We start from the raw sequence: 18580 nt of genomic DNA, 5'->3' as shown, positions 1-18580 counted from the left end.
GACATCAAAGCCGAGTAATACTAATTGCCCGAAGCTTTCTCATAGCAGGTAATATGGTGAGTGGTGAAAAGTGCGTGATGAGTAGCAATACTCGTGACCAACAGCTAACCACTCACTGAAACACTAATACTGTTGTTTTCTCGAAATCAATCACTTCTTTCAATAATATGTCAATTAGATGAGAGCTAACAGATAGGAGATATGAGACGAAGGCGTAAGCCTGTGTCCATACCCAAATCCAGACGTTCCATTCTAAAAAAATATTCAGGTGCCTATATCGGCGGTGTCTACCTCTTCCCATTCCGAACAGAGAAGTCAAGCCCGCCAGAGCCGATGGTACTGCGGTAAAACGTGGGAGAGTAGGTCGGTGCCAAACCTTATCATCCGAAAAGGATGTAAAAATGCAAAAGCCTTAGGTAACCCTAAGGCTTTTTTGCGTTCATGCCCTTCCAATATGTTCATGTTCACGCCCCGTGAACGCTCGTGAACACCCGTGAACTCCTGGTAATCAGTCGCTTAAAAACAATACCCTACTGACAAAACGCTGTCACCACTTCTTTCAGCTATACTCGTTATATTTGGATATAAGGTACAACCTTAAATCTTCGCTTTTACTTTCACCTTTATTCAAATGTCTCAAAATTATTCTGCCGAACGCCCTCAGCGTATCGAAAATATCCGTGCCGAAACCCGCGGATATACGTTGCGCCCTGCCGAAAGATTAAAAATACCGGCCACTCCTGACCCTGAAGCTTGCCGTTACCTGTTTACAGTTTTTACCGGTAACCGTTGGATGGAACTTGGTGAGCGCGAACCCGGGAAAAAAATGCTTTTTGGTGAGTTTTGGCACCAGGGAGAACTTTGTATCCTTTTCGCCGATACTAACGTTGGTAAATCTGTGTTGGCCGTGCAGATCGGGAACAGCATAGCTCATGGCAAACCAATTGCGAAGTTTGCCCTCGACGTTAAACCCTCCAAAGTACTATATATCGATTTTGAACTTAGTACCAAACAATTTTATCAGCGCTATACCCACCCGCAGGGCAATTACAACTTTACTGATCATTTTTTACGCGCTCAGTTTAATCCCGATAACGAAATTCCCGATCACTATAAAAACTATGATGAATACATTATTGCCGGCCTTGAATATAGGATAAAACAGATCAAGGCTACGGTACTTATTATTGATAACATTAGCTGTTTGCGCGGCGGTACCGAAAATGCTGCTGTAGCCCTTAGCCTCATGAAAAGCCTCAAAGCACTCCAAAACGATCATTTCCTGTCTATATTGGTACTGGCTCATACACCCAAACGCCGTAACCCCGGCTCAACACTCTCGGCCGATGACCTGCACGGCAGTAAGCTGCTGATCAACCTGGCCGACAGCGCCTTTGCCATTGGTACCAGCAGCGCCAACCAGCGCCTGTGTTACCTCAAGCAAATTAAACAACGCAGCACCGCGCAGGTATACGGCGAAGATAATATATGCCTTTGCCACATTACAAAGCCCCACAACTTTTTGCAGTTTGAGTTCGGCGGTAATAGCCACGAACGCCTGCACCTGCGCACCCGCAACATGCTGAACCAGGAATTATTATCCCAGAAAGTAGCCGAACTCTCTGCTCAAGGCCTTACCCAGCGCCAAATAAGCCGCGAACTTCATATCGCCTTAGGCTTGGTTAACAAGTTGATGCCCAAGTGATAAAATAGCTTCTACGAGATTTGGTGTGGGGCCAAAACTGGCAAATAACGAATAAAGTTGTCATTGCGAGGAGGAACGACGAAGCAATCCTCGATTGCAAGGTCGCCGTTATTATAAAGTTAGCGACACATTTGACGACAAAGACCAAATATTTATAGATTATGGTTTTTATTAAATAAATATCTGTATATTAGATATTTAAACCTAAATCGTGTCATGTACAAAGCGCAATTTACTGCATCTATCCATACTGAAAACTGGATTAAACTAACACTTTTTTCTAAAGAAGACGATCATAGTTTAACCCCACTATGCACTCCTATGAACTATGGAACTTTTGTGTTTGTAAAAATCCAGCTTAATAGTTTGATTTATGGAACTATGAAAGCGATAATGAAAATCATAATCTTTCTTTATTTTCTGAAAGCATAATTCTTAGGGAGTTTTCGACTGATGTTTTGATTCATCTGAATTCATATCATGAGAATGCAATTCCATATAATGCAAGACTGAGAAAGATTAAGTTAAAATATGAATTCTCAATAGGTAATTAATTAAAAAATATATTAACTAAAAAAATTAGTATTTTTGATTTGAAAAGCAATATTGTTAATCAATTTGGTGGCAACTGGACAGAAGCCAAAATGGAAATAGTAGTGAAGTATGCAAAGGCATATTTAACTATCATGAATAAACAGACTTGGGTAAAAACTTTGTACTTTGATGGCTTTGCAGGTTCAGGTCATATTGAGGCAGATGAGGAAAAGGATGCGATTAAGGGTACAGCTTTAAGAATCCTTGAAATTGATGACCCCAAACCCTTTGATATTTACTACTTTGTTGAAAAGAATAAAAAGAATAAAGAATCACTTGAAGCAGTAATTAAAGAAAATTATCCGAGCAAAAGAGCTCCAGTTATACAGGAAGATTGTAACATAAAGCTAATGCATATGGCTAAATTTCTAAAAGAAAATAAGCCTTTTAGAGCCCTCGCATTTATTGATCCTTATGGAATGTCTGTAAATTGGGAATCAATTGAGCATTTGAAAGGGTTGGGTATAGATTTATGGATATTAGTGCCTACCGGCGTAGGTGTAAATAGATTATTAAAAAATGATAAAAATATACCTGAAGCTTGGCTTAAAAAGTTGGAAATGTTTTTAGGACTTGAAAGAAATGAAATATTAAAGCATTTTTATTCAGATAAGACAATTAATACGTTGTTTGGAGATGAAACTTCTGTTAATAAAGATGTAGAAATTATTCAGAAAATAGGAAATTTATATAGCCAAAGATTAAAGACTATCTTTGAATTTGTTTCTGATTCATTTGTAATGAGGAATAGCACGAACTCTATTATGTATCATTTCATGATGGCCACTAATAATAAAACGGCCCTAGCCCTTGCTAATGATATCATTAAACCTAAATATAGAATATAATGGCACAGTCAAATATAGAATGGACAGAGCTAACCTGGAATCCAGTAACTGGCTGCAATAAGATAAGCCCTGGTTGTAAATTCTGTTATGCAGAAGTTATGTCTAGGCGATTAAAAGCTATGGGTATTGAAAAATATAAAGATGGCTTTAATATTCGGACTCATGCGGATGCATTGAATATTCCTTTTACATGGAAAAAATCAAAAATTGTATTTGTCAATTCAATGAGTGATCTTTTTCATCCTGAAGTACCAGTTGATTTTATAAAGGCCGTTTTTTCTGTAATGAATAATACACCACAACATATTTATCAGGTATTAACAAAACGTTCTGAAAGATTACTTGAACTTTCAGGCGAGTTGAATTGGACGGCTAATATTTGGATGGGAGTATCAGTTGAAAGTGAAGATTACACTTATAGAATAGACGAGCTTTCTAAAACTAAAGCCGTAACTAAGTTTTTGTCAATTGAACCATTAATAGCCCCAGTAAGCACTTTAAATCTCAAAAAGATTGATTGGGTAATTGTTGGTGGAGAATCCGGCCATAAAGCACGGCCTATTAAAAAGGAATGGATTGAGTTTGTAAAAACAGCCTGTGAAAAAAGAGGTGTAGCTTTCTTTTTTAAACAATGGGGTAAACCACAATTTAATAATAATCCGGATGACCCGACAATATTAACAGAACACCCACAACATGCAAAGGGCGGCTGTGAATTGAACGGGAAAATATATAGAGAAATGCCTAATAAAGCTGCATAATGGGCTCTTTTGATGCAACAACAAACCTCACTCCAAATTATCATAAGCCCATTACCTCTGCAAACGCCCAGCTTGTTATTTTTAAGCATTTATCTGCTCTGTAAAGTTCGTGGTTATTAATGTTGTGTTTATTTATCGATATTAATGAGATCCCTACGGTCGGTTGTCTTCGTTCCTCTCAACGACGCGTGGAGAATGATGCCGTTAGTAAAACTGTTACCCTCCTTTCTTTCTGTGTCAGCAGATCAGCTTCGGGTGAAAACAGGCAGAACATGGTGGCCTGGTGCGGCTGGAGGGGCATCAGCAATTTTGCCTGAAGCGCAGGGTAATGAGCGAACGCAGTAGGGGCAAAATTTAGCAGCCCGTGGTTCTGCCGGGTTTGCAGGGCAAAGGACATGTGCGGAAGAAGCATTTCTGCTGACTTGATGTTTGGTTACTTTGTATCAAGACAAAGTAACAGCCTTAGCGGCAATTGAGCGCTTGCGATAGACTTATTTGCACTGTATAGCATAGAGATTATTAATGTTGTATTTATCTTTCGCTATTAATGAGCTCCCTACGGTCGGTTGTCTTCGTACCTCGCAATGACGCGTTGGGAAGTTGCTGCTTTTGTGGCGACCAAAGTAAACAGAAAACCCACCGTTGCCGGCGGGTTTTCATGATATGATAGGGATAGGGTTTAGGCGTTGTTATTGTGTGGAAATAATGCGGTAAAGGATCCAGTTATCGGTTTCGTATACTCTTTTATAGTTTACGCCGCTGTTAACCGTCCTGATAACTGGTATATACTTGTTATTTAGCTGCGTATAACCTGTAAAAGGATTTTTGGCCGTGGCAATCAATATATAATCGTCATACCGGTAGGGTGTTTCTATCGCGCTTAAAAACAGGTCCTGGTAGGGCATGGTGAGCTTTTTGATGTCGTTTGTAAAGGCTGCAATAGGATATGATACCGCGTCGTCCATTAACACATGGGTATCTTTTGGCAGGTTATCAATAACCTGCGCAATCTCCATGCTTTCGCTTTGGTCAGCGTTAGGTTCGCGGGTAGTAAGTGTGGTTATAAATCTTTTTTCGTCAGTAATTAATGATTTGCTCAGAAAAGTATACCCGGTATATAGTTGGAACAAAACAGCCAGAACCAATGCCGGCTTAAGTACTTTTTGACTGACCGTTAGTGCCTTGAAAATGAGACACAACAATGATAAAATAAGGAAAATAAGGTAATACTCGTAGGTTAGAAACAGCTTGTCGTATTTGATGTGCAGGAACTCAACAAAGGCGAACGGAATTAAAATAGTTAAAGCCTGGTAAGTGCTTTCCCTGAACAGGTAAATGGCAATGAGTATAAGCGGACAAAAATAAATAACCCTTATTGATATCATTATTGATAGCTCAGGCAGCTGGTAGTTTGCACTGGTTGTATTTATATCATAGTTAAGTTTATCAACCAATACATTCCAGGTTGCGTAGGGGCTCTCCAGAAAATAGTTGAGATCATTGGAATGGGTGAGATTTAATAGTTTATAGGAAACAACAGATGCTACCGGTAAAATGAACAGGATAACATAAATAGCGAATGTTTTATTGATAAGCTTACGGCGGAGCGAAGGGCTGTTGAAACTTAAAAATAACCTGAAAATGGATTCCTTTTCGCCAAGGTTTAAGCTTTGCAGGGTAATAGCTAATACCAATGGTGCAAAGAACAGGCTGAGCCATATAAACTTATAATCGGAAAAAATGAGGATAACCAGGCATATACTGGCCAGCGAAACATGAAACGTAGTATTTGACCGGTAAAACTTAAGCAGGAAAAAAAAGAAAAGAAAGAAGAAGGTAAGCACCATATAAATTGCTTTTCCGGAGCAGGCAACATATAATATGCCCGGGTGAAGGAAAAACAATACCAATACGATGTACAGATAAAAATTGTCATTAATGCGCCTGATGAACAAGTTGGCAATAATGTAAAACAAAATGGCTGTGCCAATGGCAGATGCTATTACCGGCGCCAGGGTTGAACTTATAGCACTAAAAATAAAAGTGTTGTAAAATGGCAAAGGAGGCGAAGTGAGGCCCATTACCTTTATCCGGTTGCCTAACCCTTCAAAAACTATTTTGGCTTTTTCTATATAAAAGATACTTTCCTGATTGTAATAGCCCAAATGGTTTAAGTAAATGCCGGTAATAAGATAGTAAGCGCCAAGTATCAGCGTTAAGATAATGAGATATTGATTTTTTGAAATTTTCATCAGCATATCCTATTTAATAACGTTTACCGGGTTATTAACCTTACTTAATCCGTGAGTGGTTTTTTCCCAATAAAAGGGGTTCACTATAAGCTGATACAGGCCCATGTAAGCTGCTGCAGAATGCATAAGCCAGTAAACCGGGTTTGCGATAGCGAACAATATCAGTTCAAAAAAACGGCGTTTAAATACGGCCATCATATTGATATATATCATCAGAATATTGCCAACCATCAGGTTGAATATTGATATGAACAACACCCAATCAGGAAACAGGGTACGCATGGTTGAAAAATCAAATATGAGGTAGCTGATAAATATGCCCAGTAAAAGCGGGTAAACCAAAAATGTGGCTGATGTAGCACCGATAAAAAAGTTAAAGCCTAAAAACCCTCTCCATCCAATTTTTTTTAACAAGGCTATGGGGTTACGCATGTGTACCAGGTAAGTTTGCATATAACCCTTGATCCACCTGGAGCGCTGGCGTATCCAGTTAAGCGGTTCATTGTTGGCCTCCTCATAAGTGGTTGAATTAATGATGGCCACTTTATAACCCTTGGCATAAGCACGTACACCCAAATCGGCGTCTTCAGTTACATTAAAAGGATCCCAGGCGCCCAGTTCAATTAATGCATCCATTTTAAAATGGTTACTGGTTCCTCCTAACGGGATAGGGATATCAAGGGTATCAAGCCCGGGAAGCATATAGTCAAACCAGTAGGAGTACTCCAGCGTGAACATTCTGGTAAGGAAGTTCTCATTTCGGTTAAAATAATTGAGCGCGCTTTGTACACAAATATAATTTTCGGGCAGTTTTGAAAACAGCGACACTACTTTTTTAAGCTGATCAGTATCAGGGATATCTTCGGCATCGTAAATGGTCAAATATTTGCCCCTTGAAAAATGCAGACCGTAATTGCATGCCTTAGGTTTTGTTTTAGGCAGGTGATAAGGAACTATTATTACTTCAAAAACACCGGGGAAGTCAAGATTTTGAACCGCTTTTAATGTTTTGTCATCATCTTCTTCAATCAGCAGCTTAATGTCAAGCTGCTCGCGCGGATAGTCGATGCTTTGCAGGTTCCAAATCAGCTTTTTGATCAGCTTATCCTCTTTATAAACAGGTAATAATATAGTGTAGGCGGGCAGCGTATCGTCAATAATGTTTCTTACATCGGCTTTTGATACAGCCTGGTGCAGCTCAAAGCGCGAACCAACCAAAGCTAAGAACAGCTTAAAAATAATAGCTATCAGGAAAAATGTACTGATTATAACATTAATAATGATAGATGTATTTTTAAAGCTCAGAACCAACCCGATAGCAGTAATGCCAATGATAATAAAGATGCCGATAAGCTGGGCGCTTGTAAAGGTAGTAGAAGCCGAGCTTTTAGGATCGCGTTTTAAGAGCTCAAAAACAGACGACTTAACATACTTTTCGCCAAGTAGCTTATGGCTTAACCAGGTAATATCAAGGTCTTGTGCAATAATTATCTCAGGCTCTTTATGATAGGTGGACCTTATAAATTCAATAAATAATTGATTGCTTGGATCGCTCATTAAGGTCACTACCTTATTGTTTTCAATGCGCAGCGGTAAAGCTATATGATCATTAGCAAATTTTAGTTCAATCTTTTTTAGTACTTCGGTGTCAAAGGCCTGCTCCCTTACCGGCTCAAATATAAAACCGGCATTTGTTAATGAGCGTTCATAGTTTTTGCGTGATATATAACCGAAGTTAAGGGCTATTTTAAGGTATGACAGTCCTGATCTTTCCGAAAAATTTTTGATTTTTTCCTGATCGCCGGTTGATATAAATCCATCGTTAATCAAAAGCTCAGGGATAGAAATACTCATTATATTTAAATAAAGGTGTTTTTAGTATCAAGTAGTGAGTATCAGGTAATAATTGAAGCAAGCACAATCAAAAAATCCTGATACTTGATACTCACTACCTCATACTTACTTAAAACAGATTAATCATTAAATAACTCCTGTGATTTTTGAACTTTTGAACGAACGTACAGGAACGAAAGCAATATCAGTATCAAAATGCCTAATAGTATGTACAGGTTGTAATTGTCCCAGAAGCGGGTTAAATCACTTTTGGTATCGATATACTTTAAGTTGTCGCTTGATTGGTTAATGTTGAACAAATATTTGTTGGAGTTAACGTCAGATATACATACGTTGCTTGATAGCGTTGAAAGCTGTTCGGTAATTGATTTTGAAGCAGCTAAAAACGCTTCGGCCAGATGGCTGCCCGTAGCGGTAATTACAAGGGTTGCATTGTTGCTGCGCCCGTAAAATATTTGGGCCAAACCGTTTGACACCGTGTCAGACAGGGAGTAAACCGGTGTATTATTATCTGTATTGTACAAGCGGAAGTCCCGGTTAAATTTAATGGGGGCATCAGCAAACTCATTTAACAAGTTATCATTTTTAGAAAGCAGTGCAATGATGTTATATTTTTTGAGCTCATCGGGCTTAATGTCGTCCGAGTAAACAAACTCAGGGAAATTATTGGCATTGATGTTATTGTTCAGCTCATAAATGATTTCGCCCAATGCGCCGGCGGCATATTTTGCATATTTACGGTTTACTAATATGCGGGTAGTGCCTGTGTTAAAGGCTTCCGGATATTGATAAAAACTCAAGGTGCTTGTAATAAAAGGGTTTTTTGATTCCAGGTATGATTTATCAACGTCAACCTCGGCAAAAAAATTGGTGAAGCTGTCTTTGCAATGACCATTTGTAGGGAAAAACCTAAACTCGGCCTCCAGCGTATTATATTTATGGTGTTGGTAACGGTTAATAGTTATTGAGCTATTTAGTTTGCCGGATGCATCCAGTTTTTCACTGCTGATGAGCAGTCCGTTCAGGTAAATGTTAAAGAAACCGCGGTCGCCCGGACTTAAGCCACTATAATTGGCAATAAATCTTATTTCAACCTCTTTTGGTGTAAAGCTAAAATCGCTGTTTTTAAAAGTATAAGCGTTTTTTAATGATCCAATACCCGACAAGAAATCGCTTACGCCGCCTATTTGTTTCAGCGATAACTTTGAGCGGTTCTCATCTATATTTTTAAAGAAAGCATTTTGCGCTTTTTCAATAAGCACGTAATCGCCATAGGTGGAGTTAAGAATATTCATGTTACCCAGGGCAGTAACTGCTTTCTCGTAGCCGTTATCATCGCCGCCGGTGATAAATAATATCTCTTTTGACAGGTTTTCTTTAGTTATGGTTTTAACCGGTACTAAACTACCTTTTGGCCCTGCAACCAAATGGGTAATGGTATCATTAACTAAACTAACCGATTTGTGCAGGTAAAATAAACCCTGATCATTTTGAGGGGTAACTTTTACCAACGAGCGGGCTGCTGCCGGTAAGCTTGATATATTACCAACCCTGATGTAGTTGCGTACGCTATCAGGTAATTTGCTGTCCTCATATAACTGTATGTTTCTGGCCTGTGTCTTTTTTAACCTTGCATATGCCCAGGCCACCGCTTTAAGATCATGAAGGGTTGGGTTTGAAGGATAAACGATAGCTTTTTTTGAATCAAAGCAATTACTGATATTTACGTTATCCAGGAAACTTTTATTGCTTTTAATTAATGACAGGTATGAATAATTTTTAACTTTTAACCACAGGGCAGGATTATCCAGGTCCTTACATTCATCGTCGGTTATGGTGAGCAGTGTTTTGATCTGAATCTTCAAAAATTTATCAGCCGACAGATCTGCCCGGCTTAAGTTAAGCGCAAGCCTTTGTATAGAATCTTTTGTTAAGTGGCCGCTATATGCGGGCTTGTTGTTAATAAGAACGTTTATATACGAGCGTTCTTTTCTCAGGGCTTGTGAAGGCTCAAAGTATAATACCAGCTTACTACCATCCATTTCATTAAGCGGGGTAATTTTCACATAAAATGAGTTGGCGCCGCTCATCCCGTATATCACATCGTCCTCATGCCCAAGCGATTTAAAAGTTACAATACTTTGTGCCCGAGTTGCGGTACTAAATAAAAACACAAAGGCTAATAGGGATAAAAATTTATTCATCTGGATGTAAATATTAATTTATAACGTAAAATTCTACTCTGAAATAATTGCCATTATCGTCACTGCGATAGCTTAGGTCGCCACCCATTTCCTGGGTCATTAACTTGGCGATGGAAAGCCCCAGGCCAAGACGGCTTTCACTTGCACCTGCTGTATCATTAAGCGTTTTTAATTTGTTGAACATCATATCAAGCTCTTGCTGGCCAATAGCAATGCCCTCGTCAATTATCTCAAAAACAAATTTTTGGCGTTGCAGGCTGGTAACCACGCTGATGTTGTTATTGGTTTGTGAAAACTTTATAGCATTTGATAACAGGTTTTGAAATACCTGCCCGGCAAACACCCGGTCAAGCTTAACATTAAGCGGTAATTTCAATATGTTATTAATAAGATGAATATTTTTCATCTGCGCAGTTTCATAAAGGCCCCTGTAAACATTGGTTACCTCTACGTTGGCATCAAATATTTCAAGGTTGAACTGTATTTCTGATGATTCAATCTCTTTAACATCCATCAGCCTGTTCAGCAGGTATTGCATTTTATCTGCCGATTCAGATATATACCCCACAAACTCCTTTTGGTCGTCGCTTAGGCGGTGACTCTCCTCCTTGATCATGTTGTTACTCATCATTACAGATCCTATGAGGTTTTTAAGATCATGCCCGGCTATATTGATGAAGCTGTTTTTCTGTATGTCAAGTTTGCGTAACTGTTCGTATTGAGCATCAATAAGTTTGTTTTTAGCGTTGATATCTGTGTTCTGTTGCTTTAGCTGCTCGTTTGATTTTTCGATCAGTATCTGCGACCGTACATCTCTTTTCATCACCTTATAACGGGTGCCCGGAATAATACATGAAATAACAGCGGTTATAAAAAAGAACTCTCCGCCGTTACTGATCACAATATCCAGGTTATATTCACTTAATAAGTTAAAGAATATAGCCAGCAGCAATAAAGCGATAAGTACCTGTATGAGCGAGTTAAAGGGTTCCCAAAATACCTGGAGGTTAAAAAATAACACGATGGTTGCAAAAACTAGGTAATAAATATTAAGATCCTGGATCTTAATGATGTTGCACAAAATAGCCGATGTAAGGGAAAGGATAAAGAAACTAATATGCAGTAACAGGCGGTAATCGTATTTTTTGGCAACGAAAACGCCATGTAATGTAAATATTAAAATGCTGGTTATCAGTCGTATTATGAAAAGTTGAACCCAAATTTCGGAAGCATATATATAGTCAACAATGCTAAAAATGGGATAAAGTAAAATGATGGACCAGATAATATTATTTGTTTGGAACCACGCTTTTTTTGAGGTCTCTTTTATTAATTCGTCTTTTGCAATTTGAACAAACATTATCTGTTATCTTGAATTTATTTAGGATCAGCTCTTTTTGATTTATTATATAAGGTTTAAAATATTGAGCAGTAATTGCATTTCTTTTACGAAAATTGTGAACGCTTTGTTAATATTAATATTAATAAACCGCGGGCGCTATTGCAAAAAGCAGTCCAAAAGCGCACCATGCTATTTACAGGCTTTTAACGGGCGCAGAGTTTAAACAACGGATAAAATATTTCATGGCTTGAACATTGAGTGATCAAGCAGTTCTTAAGCGGCGAGGGCTTGAAGAAAACGGATCTGTAGTTGTTGAAAAAGCGCTGTATTAAAAGGCATCGGGTTGCCTGGGCTGTTGTCCCGTTTAAAATTAAACTTGTTGAAAATGAGCGGATATGGATAAGTATTAATGAGATTATAAAACAAAACGTGCCTGTGGCTTAAGCTGATGATAGATCGTCATTAATAGGAAATTAAGTTGCAAGAGATATTTAACCGGAACACCTAAATTATTGATCTGTATTAAAACTGACCAAAAGAAACAACCGCAGAAGCTCAACCGGAGTTTTTTTGGTTAAATATCATAAACCGCCCCATATAAACCCCAAAGTGTGGAAAGTTACTGCACATAACGTGGTAACCTATGTGCCAAATTGATGAGCAACCCATGCTGATAGTGGAAGTATCAAACCTCAATAGCATATGAGCCGGGCAGGTTGACCTACGACACAGGAGATTTCATTTATACTTTTCACTTAATAAAGCTTTCCTTTTTGCTTAGCGCCATGCATAACGAGTACCTATTTAAACACCGCATCTTGCCCGGAATGAGCTATAATGCTGTAAAATGAATAATATAAATATTCTTTAATTGATTACCTTTGCATGATAAAGAGTTATTATGGAATTTTTTGAAGAAAAGCGTCGGGAAGTAATGGTGCATATTGAAAAATTTATGCTCGAAAAGATGCATGAATATTTGAAGCCTATAGATACCATATGGCAGCCGTCTGATTTTTTACCGGATTCTTCACGCGACTCTTTCTTTAGCGAAATAAAAGAACTGCAGGAAAGTGCCCAGGGCTTAAGCTATGATCTTATCGCGGTTTTAATTGGCGATACCATTACCGAGGAGGCTTTGCCAACATACGAGTCATGGCTTACCATGGTAGCCGGTGTTTCAAAAGATGAAGAAGGTGGTTGGATGAAATGGACGCGCCACTGGACAGGCGAAGAGAACCGTCATGGTGATCTGCTTAACAAATACCTTTACCTATCTGGCCGGGTTAACATGCGTATGATGGAAATATCAACCCAGTATTTGATAGCCGATGGATTTGATATAGGCACCGGCAATGATCCGTACCGCAACTTTATATACACCTCGTTCCAGGAACTGGCTACCAATGTATCGCACAGGCGTGTGGCATCACAGGCCAAAAAAGACGGGGATACCCTGTTATCAAAAATGTGCGGGGTTATTGCAAGCGATGAGGCACGCCATGCCAAAGCCTACAAATATTTTATAGAGAAAATTTTTGAAGTTGATCCAAGCGAAGCCATGATAGCCTTTGAGGATATGATGCGTAAAAAAATTGTTATGCCAGCTCATTTTTTGCGTGAAGTAGGTTTGAAAATAGGCCAAACTTTTGGCCATTTTACCGATGCCGCCCAACGTTTGGGTATTTATACAGCTATTGATTATGTAGATATACTAAAAGAATTGATAGAAGACTGGCACATTGAAAGTACAACCGACCTGAACGAAGCCGGTGAAAAGGCACGTGATTACATCATGAACCTGCCTTCGCGTTTATTGCGTGTAGCCGAGCGGATGAAAAATCCGATGCTCGAATACAAGTTTAGCTGGATAAACGGATAGTTTATATCATCGATAAAATATTAATAAAAGACGCATCACCTGCGTCTTTTTTGTTTGATAAGGAATAATAATACTTGTCATCTCGAACGAAGAGAGATTCTATACTGCGCTGTCTGAAGTCTCTGACTTCAGACGATTATGTTCGTAGTCTTCAGACTACAGTGATGCGATAGACGGTTGTAACCCGCGCTGTCTGAAGTCTCTGACTTCAGACGATTATGCCTGTAGTCTTCAGACTACAGTGATGGATAGATGGTTGCAACCGTGCTTTCTGAAGTCAGAGATGCCTGGGCAGCAGCCGATTGCAAATGGCAAAAGATTTTAATGAACGCTATTGCTCCCCTTCAATCTTAAATCCAGGCTTTTTGTAATCTTCCGGCACATAATTTTCCGGTATCTGTATATGATTGCCATCCCTCAACGATGTATAATGCGGCGACATGATCTCCACCCCGGCCTCATTAAACTTGTCCTGTATGTTTTGGTGAAGCCTGGAATAAACCCCTGCCATTTGGTTTGATAAGGCGGTATAGGCATTTACCTGGTAGCTCACATTAAAATCATTAAGCGCTGTTTGCAGTACAAAAGGCTTAGGTTCTGCTGATACACCATCAGTAGCTTCGGCTGCGCTAATGAGCAGGTCATGTACCGTTTGCCAGGGAACATCATACCCAATGGTAACCGTTGTATTTAATATAAGGCCCATGGTTTTTGCAACGGTGGTATAATTAATGGTATGTCCGCTTAGTATAGTAGCATTGGGTATGGTAATATCTTCATTTTTAATGGTGCGCAAACGGGTTACCAGCAGGTTTTTTTCCACCACATCGCCCATGGCTTCACCAACCTTTATACGATCGCCAATTTTATAGGGCCGCATATAAGTAAGTACAATACCCGATACCATATTTGCAATGGCCGATGAAGACCCTAACGAAAACAAGATCCCCAGAAAAACCGTTACTCCCTGAAATATTTTTGAGTCTGAGCCAGGCAAATAGGGAAATATCACCACAAACATAAAGGCGTACAACAACACGCGGATGATATTATAAGTAGGCATTGCCCATTCCGGGTAAAAGCTGTTAATGGTGATGGCTCCCTGCGAAATCTCGTTGGCAATAAATTTTATCAGCTTTACTATATACCGGGTTACTATATAAATAACAACAATGGTAAGCAGGTTGGGTATATAATGCAGTAAAGCCAGTAGTATTTTTTTAAATGGGTTTACCACATAACTCAACAACTGCACCGCGATAGGTTTTGACGCCGGAAAAATGAAAAACAAAACCGGCAACGCCAGGTAGATCAGTATAATAATGAGTATAACCCTTATTGCTCGTAACAAACCGGTAATGAGCGGTAACAGGCGTTTGGCATACATAACCGGTGCCCCTTGTGCTGCCAGTTTATCCATCCGGCGTTCCCAGCTTTTTAATATTTTTAATTTTGCCCATCTTGTGCCCCTGTTCAGCGCCCATATTAAGGCAATAAGCAGCGCTATAACGGCAATAGCTTCGAGTATATTAATAATAACCTGTTTGCTGTTGTTACTGGTAAAATAATTACCCAGCCGTTTTTTCAGGATATCAAGGTAACTGGCAGCCAGTTGTGGCCGGTTAAGTTCAGAAAACGTTGCGTCCTTGTTATTTACCGCGAGTATGATCTGCGAGTTATAAGAAATTATAGAAACCGACGTGTCGTTTTTTAATGTTAAGGAATCCGGGTTAAAATCAATGCGGCTAACTATGCCCTCAATGCGTTTAGTTACCATGCCTGCCCGCTCCGCTGCGTCAAACAGTCCTTGTCCGGCATAAAATTTAAAAAGAGTATCCCGGTTAATAATTACAGGGTAGCCTTTGGCATCAATGGTTTTTTGGGCCTGTGCTGTAAAGGCAGCAAATACAAGCAGGATAAGCAGGCGACAATTTTTAGGCATAACAGGCAGATTTATGCTAAAGCTAAAAATTATATTTCAATTCTTTTACCCTTCCTGTACCAAATCGGTACCCTCGTTGCCTGATAGATCTTTAAACAGATCGTTAAGGATAGATTCAACGGTTAGGGAATTCACATCGTCTACATAATGCTCTGACCGGATTATTTGCAATTGAGTGCCACTTACCGTTATACTGAACAAAAATCCCTCATAAATTTCAGGCTGACTTATTTCAATAGTGTCATCATTGTGCTCAATGATAAAATTAATATCGCTTTGCCTGCGTTCATGAAAGAGCTGGTTGAGCTTTTGCTGTAACAGGTTGTATAACTCATTTATGGAGATAGCACTATGCAGGGTAATAATTTTCATGGTAATACATTTGCAATGTTTAATATTACAAAGCAATAGTTAATATTGTTTGTTAAATATCCGTGTCATTGCGGGGAAGTCCCTTTAAAAGATTTAAAGCCTCTTCTTAAAGAGAGTTGGGCGAGGCACTAAGGCGGCAACGACAGGTTAAAAATCGATCATCAAATACACTACTTATATGAATTATAAATTATTGGGCCGTTCTGGCCTTAAAGTTTCAGAGTTATGTTTGGGCACTATGGGTTTTGGTACCGAGGCTGGATGGGGCGCTGATAAAGATACCAGTTTTGCCATCATGGACGCTTATGCAAATGCCGGCGGTAATTTTTTAGATACTGCCAATGTTTATAAACTGGGCACCAGCGAAAAAATAATCGGCGAGTATATGGGCAATCATGACCGCGACTATTTTGTATTAGCCACCAAATACACCTTAAAGGATAACACAACCAACCCCAATGCATCGGGCAATAACCGTAAAAACATGATGCGCAGTGTTGAGGAAAGTCTTAAGCGTTTAAAAACTGATTTTATTGATGTGTTGTATCTGCACATTTGGGATAGCATTACCCCGGTTGATGAGGTACTGCGTGCCATGGATGATTTGATTAAACAAGGGAAGGTAAATTATGCCGCCATCAGTGATACGCCGGCTTGGGTAGTGGCAAAAGGTAATACTCTGGCCGAACTAATAGGCTGGAGCCAGTTCATTGCCCTACAGGTTGAGTACAGCTTGCTGGCCCGCACCGCTGAACGTGAATTGATACCTATGGCCAAACATTTTGGAATGACTGTAACGCCATGGGCGCCCCTGGCCGGCGGCGCGTTAACTGGTAAATACCTGCGTGGCGATCATGGACGCATTAAACCAGAAAGCAAACGCCTGAATGAACGCAGCAGAAATATCACCCAAACTGTAGTTGACATCGCTGCCGAACTGGGTGTATCAGAAGGCCATGTCGCGCTGAACTGGATGCGCCGGCAAGAGTTTTCCTGTATCCCGATAGTGGGCGCTACCAAAGTAGACCAGTTACTGGATAACCTGAAAACTGTTGACGTGACCCTAAGCCAGGATCAGTTAAAAAGACTAAACGATGTTAGCGCGATAGAGCTCGGTTTCCCCGGAGACTTTTTTAACGAAGAAGGTGTGAGAACCAATTCCTTCGGCGGGTTTTATGATAGGGTAGAGAAGAGGGTATAGAGATACGGAGACGTCGCCCTCTCCGCGCATCATTGCGGAATGAAGCAGGAAGCCTTTCAAAGCTCACCTAAAGAGGGGCTTAGAGAGGCTTCCTACAGCCAATATATATTTACTCAAACCGCTTCAGATAATCCTTACTTATCAGCTCTCCATACAAAATATCGGCATGTTTATCCAAACTGAACCATGGGTCGCCATTATACTGAAGCACCTGTATGTTTTGAGCGGGCATAAAGCTTTGTGCCAGCAGGAATTTTTTATGATGCTGCGCGTTTTCAACAACATTCATCACAATAAAGCAATGCCCCGGTGCTCCACCTTTAATAAACACGTCGCCGGTTTTTAATCCTGCCGGGTTATTTACTCTTTTTAATTCTTTTTGCAGCGATAATGTACCCGCATAGCTGAACACCAGGTTCATATAACGCATAAAGCTGGCATAGCTGTAATCCTTTTTTGCTTTTAAAATCCAGTTGCCATTGTTGTAACGGTAGCCACTAGCGTAATGCATAAAATCGCAACGGAAACCGCTGGTGAAATTGAAGGATATAGCTTTATAGTTTTTTTGCTGGTATAGGTATTCACCGCGCAGGCGCATTACAGCATCGGCACATTGCTGCAGGTCCTGATTGCCAACGCTCATATTAACAATAGCGGCTGTATACACTTCAGTGTGCGCAATGTCGCCTTTGTAGGTTCTGGCCGGGGTACCTGCCGGTCTAAGCGGTAAAGTCTGCAGCCATGAACCAAAACCGTCTGACGCCGATGAACTATGCTTATAACCCGCAGGAATTTTAAACCGGGTTAATACATTATCTGTTTTTACAGCATTGATCCAGAACAGCATTGCCATCAGCAGGAAAAAACTTTTCATAACGGTTTGGCTTTTTTTAATTGTGAATAAGGGTTATAAGGCACAGGCAGATCATCTACCAATTTGAACGCAGAGAAATGCAAATGTGTTGGCGATCGCTTTTTAAAAGCATTATATCCGCTACGGCCCACTTCAGCAATTTTTTGACCTGCTTTTACTTCATCGCCGGGATTAACAAATATAACCTGATTGTGAGCATAGTAAATAATGTTTCCATGATCGTCATATATCCAAATGTATTTCCCTCCGCGTAAATTACTATTGGTTTCCCAGGTATTACTACAAGCTATCACTATGCCATAATCAACAGCTAAAACATCAACAGCTTTATGGGTATAATCGTCAATGCAATCTTGATTTTTATCGTTGATAAAAATGTCATGGGCAGGATGTGCTGTATGCTTGTTCCCATCCAGGTAATTATACCCTTTGTCAGAATAACCACTGCCGCCGCCTCCAATAGCATGATAGTTATATCCACGGAGGGGAAATACCCATTCGTCCGATACTTTAAGTACATGTCTGCTCTGCTTTAACTGGTTGATTAGTGTCTTAAATTGTTTAGCAGCATCCGCCCGTTTGATCGATCCCTTAAGAACGGCGGTATTGAGGTCATTTATTTTATGGCAAAGTGTTTTATAATCCTGTGCAGATATGTTAAGCATAAAAAGCATTAAGCCAATAAGCAATACTAATTTTCGCATAAGGTTTATTGTGAAGAATAAATATAACTCAATAATAGCCACATT

13 protein-coding genes and 1 rRNA gene are annotated in these 18580 nt (G+C 39.7%); 6 read left to right on the top strand and 8 right to left on the bottom strand.

Going from position 1 to position 18580, the window contains the following annotated elements:
• Positions 1–264: 264 nt before the first annotated feature.
• From rrf to J2W55_RS25040, 4 genes are all read left to right on the top strand, one after another.
• Positions 265–376 (top strand): 5S ribosomal RNA (rrf, locus tag J2W55_RS25055).
• Between the two features lie 255 nt (positions 377–631).
• Entirely contained in the window at positions 632–1705 is a 1074-nt protein-coding gene (locus tag J2W55_RS25050; protein ID WP_310103024.1) for an AAA family ATPase, read from the top strand.
• Between the two features lie 593 nt (positions 1706–2298).
• Complete coding sequence (tcmP, locus tag J2W55_RS25045; RefSeq protein ID WP_310103021.1) at positions 2299–3147, top strand: three-Cys-motif partner protein TcmP; 849 nt, start codon at positions 2299–2301, stop codon at positions 3145–3147.
• Entirely contained in the window at positions 3147–3908 is a 762-nt protein-coding gene (locus tag J2W55_RS25040; protein ID WP_310103018.1) for a DUF5131 family protein, read from the top strand. Before tcmP ends, J2W55_RS25040 begins: the two co-directional genes overlap by 1 nt.
• Positions 3909–4597: 689 nt before the next feature.
• On the opposite strand, the gene J2W55_RS25035 is transcribed toward J2W55_RS25040, so the two are convergent.
• The 4 genes from J2W55_RS25035 to J2W55_RS25020 all read right to left on the bottom strand — a co-directional run bounded on the left by J2W55_RS25035 (position 4598) and on the right by J2W55_RS25020 (position 11578).
• Positions 4598–6160, bottom strand: coding sequence for a hypothetical protein (locus J2W55_RS25035; RefSeq protein ID WP_310103015.1), 1563 nt, complete (start codon positions 6158–6160; stop codon positions 4598–4600).
• Between the two features lie 9 nt (positions 6161–6169).
• Positions 6170–8014, bottom strand: a complete 1845-nt coding sequence (locus J2W55_RS25030) for a glycosyltransferase (protein ID WP_310103012.1) — start codon at positions 8012–8014, stop codon at positions 6170–6172.
• Positions 8015–8133: 119 nt separating this feature from the next.
• A complete protein-coding gene (locus J2W55_RS25025) occupies positions 8134–10218 on the bottom strand; it encodes a cellulose biosynthesis cyclic di-GMP-binding regulatory protein BcsB (protein ID WP_310103009.1) in 2085 nt (694 codons plus the stop codon).
• A 13-nt stretch (positions 10219–10231) separates the two neighbouring features.
• The gene (locus J2W55_RS25020) at positions 10232–11578 is read right to left on the bottom strand and encodes a sensor histidine kinase (protein WP_310103006.1); all 1347 of its coding nucleotides are present in this window, start codon (positions 11576–11578) and stop codon (positions 10232–10234) included.
• An 883-nt stretch (positions 11579–12461) separates the two neighbouring features.
• Between J2W55_RS25020 and J2W55_RS25015 the strand changes: the two genes are divergently transcribed.
• Complete coding sequence (locus J2W55_RS25015) at positions 12462–13442, top strand: acyl-ACP desaturase (protein WP_310103003.1); 981 nt, start codon at positions 12462–12464, stop codon at positions 13440–13442.
• A 331-nt stretch (positions 13443–13773) separates the two neighbouring features.
• Here J2W55_RS25015 and J2W55_RS25010 read toward each other — a convergent pair whose 3' ends face one another.
• Together J2W55_RS25010 and J2W55_RS25005 are read right to left on the bottom strand one after the other, a co-directional pair.
• Positions 13774–15384, bottom strand: a complete 1611-nt coding sequence (locus tag J2W55_RS25010; protein ID WP_310103000.1) for a mechanosensitive ion channel family protein — start codon at positions 15382–15384, stop codon at positions 13774–13776.
• A gap of 45 nt (positions 15385–15429) precedes the next feature.
• Complete coding sequence (locus J2W55_RS25005) at positions 15430–15756, bottom strand: hypothetical protein (RefSeq protein ID WP_310102995.1); 327 nt, start codon at positions 15754–15756, stop codon at positions 15430–15432.
• Between the two features lie 178 nt (positions 15757–15934).
• On the opposite strand from J2W55_RS25005, the gene J2W55_RS25000 reads away from it, so the two are divergent.
• A complete protein-coding gene (locus J2W55_RS25000) occupies positions 15935–16957 on the top strand; it encodes an aldo/keto reductase (RefSeq protein WP_310102992.1) in 1023 nt (340 codons plus the stop codon).
• Positions 16958–17066: 109 nt separating this feature from the next.
• Here the strand turns inward: J2W55_RS25000 and J2W55_RS24995 are convergent, their stop codons facing one another.
• Both J2W55_RS24995 and J2W55_RS24990 read right to left on the bottom strand, forming a co-directional pair.
• Complete coding sequence (locus J2W55_RS24995) at positions 17067–17831, bottom strand: DUF4846 domain-containing protein (RefSeq protein ID WP_310102989.1); 765 nt, start codon at positions 17829–17831, stop codon at positions 17067–17069.
• Entirely contained in the window at positions 17828–18535 is a 708-nt protein-coding gene (locus tag J2W55_RS24990) for a M23 family metallopeptidase (protein ID WP_310102986.1), read from the bottom strand. Before J2W55_RS24990 ends, J2W55_RS24995 begins: the two co-directional genes overlap by 4 nt.
• Positions 18536–18580 lie beyond the last annotated feature (45 nt).

Origin of the sequence: Mucilaginibacter pocheonensis (assembly GCF_031456535.1) — a bacterium.
GTDB lineage: Bacteria > Bacteroidota > Bacteroidia > Sphingobacteriales > Sphingobacteriaceae > Mucilaginibacter > Mucilaginibacter pocheonensis.
Note: the sequence above shows the minus strand (reverse complement) of the source record. Positions and strands in the feature narration are given on the sequence as shown.

Excerpts from the sequence above, each read along its gene's own strand:
- J2W55_RS25050 (WP_310103024.1), top strand. The coding sequence starts at position 632 with ATGTCTCAAAATTATTCTGCCGAACGCCCTCAGCGTATCGAAAATATC.
- J2W55_RS25040 (WP_310103018.1), top strand. The coding sequence starts at position 3,147 with ATGGCACAGTCAAATATAGAATGGACAGAGCTAACCTGGAATCCAGTA.
- J2W55_RS25035 (WP_310103015.1), bottom strand. The coding sequence starts at position 6,160 with ATGAAAATTTCAAAAAATCAATATCTCATTATCTTAACGCTGATACTT.
- J2W55_RS25030 (WP_310103012.1), bottom strand. The coding sequence starts at position 8,014 with ATGAGTATTTCTATCCCTGAGCTTTTGATTAACGATGGATTTATATCA.
- J2W55_RS25025 (WP_310103009.1), bottom strand. The coding sequence starts at position 10,218 with ATGAATAAATTTTTATCCCTATTAGCCTTTGTGTTTTTATTTAGTACC.
- J2W55_RS25020 (WP_310103006.1), bottom strand. The coding sequence starts at position 11,578 with ATGTTTGTTCAAATTGCAAAAGACGAATTAATAAAAGAGACCTCAAAA.
- J2W55_RS25015 (WP_310103003.1), top strand. The coding sequence starts at position 12,462 with ATGGAATTTTTTGAAGAAAAGCGTCGGGAAGTAATGGTGCATATTGAA.
- J2W55_RS25010 (WP_310103000.1), bottom strand. The coding sequence starts at position 15,384 with ATGCCTAAAAATTGTCGCCTGCTTATCCTGCTTGTATTTGCTGCCTTT.
- J2W55_RS25005 (WP_310102995.1), bottom strand. The coding sequence starts at position 15,756 with ATGAAAATTATTACCCTGCATAGTGCTATCTCCATAAATGAGTTATAC.
- J2W55_RS25000 (WP_310102992.1), top strand. The coding sequence starts at position 15,935 with ATGAATTATAAATTATTGGGCCGTTCTGGCCTTAAAGTTTCAGAGTTA.
- J2W55_RS24995 (WP_310102989.1), bottom strand. The coding sequence starts at position 17,831 with ATGAAAAGTTTTTTCCTGCTGATGGCAATGCTGTTCTGGATCAATGCT.
- J2W55_RS24990 (WP_310102986.1), bottom strand. The coding sequence starts at position 18,535 with ATGCGAAAATTAGTATTGCTTATTGGCTTAATGCTTTTTATGCTTAAC.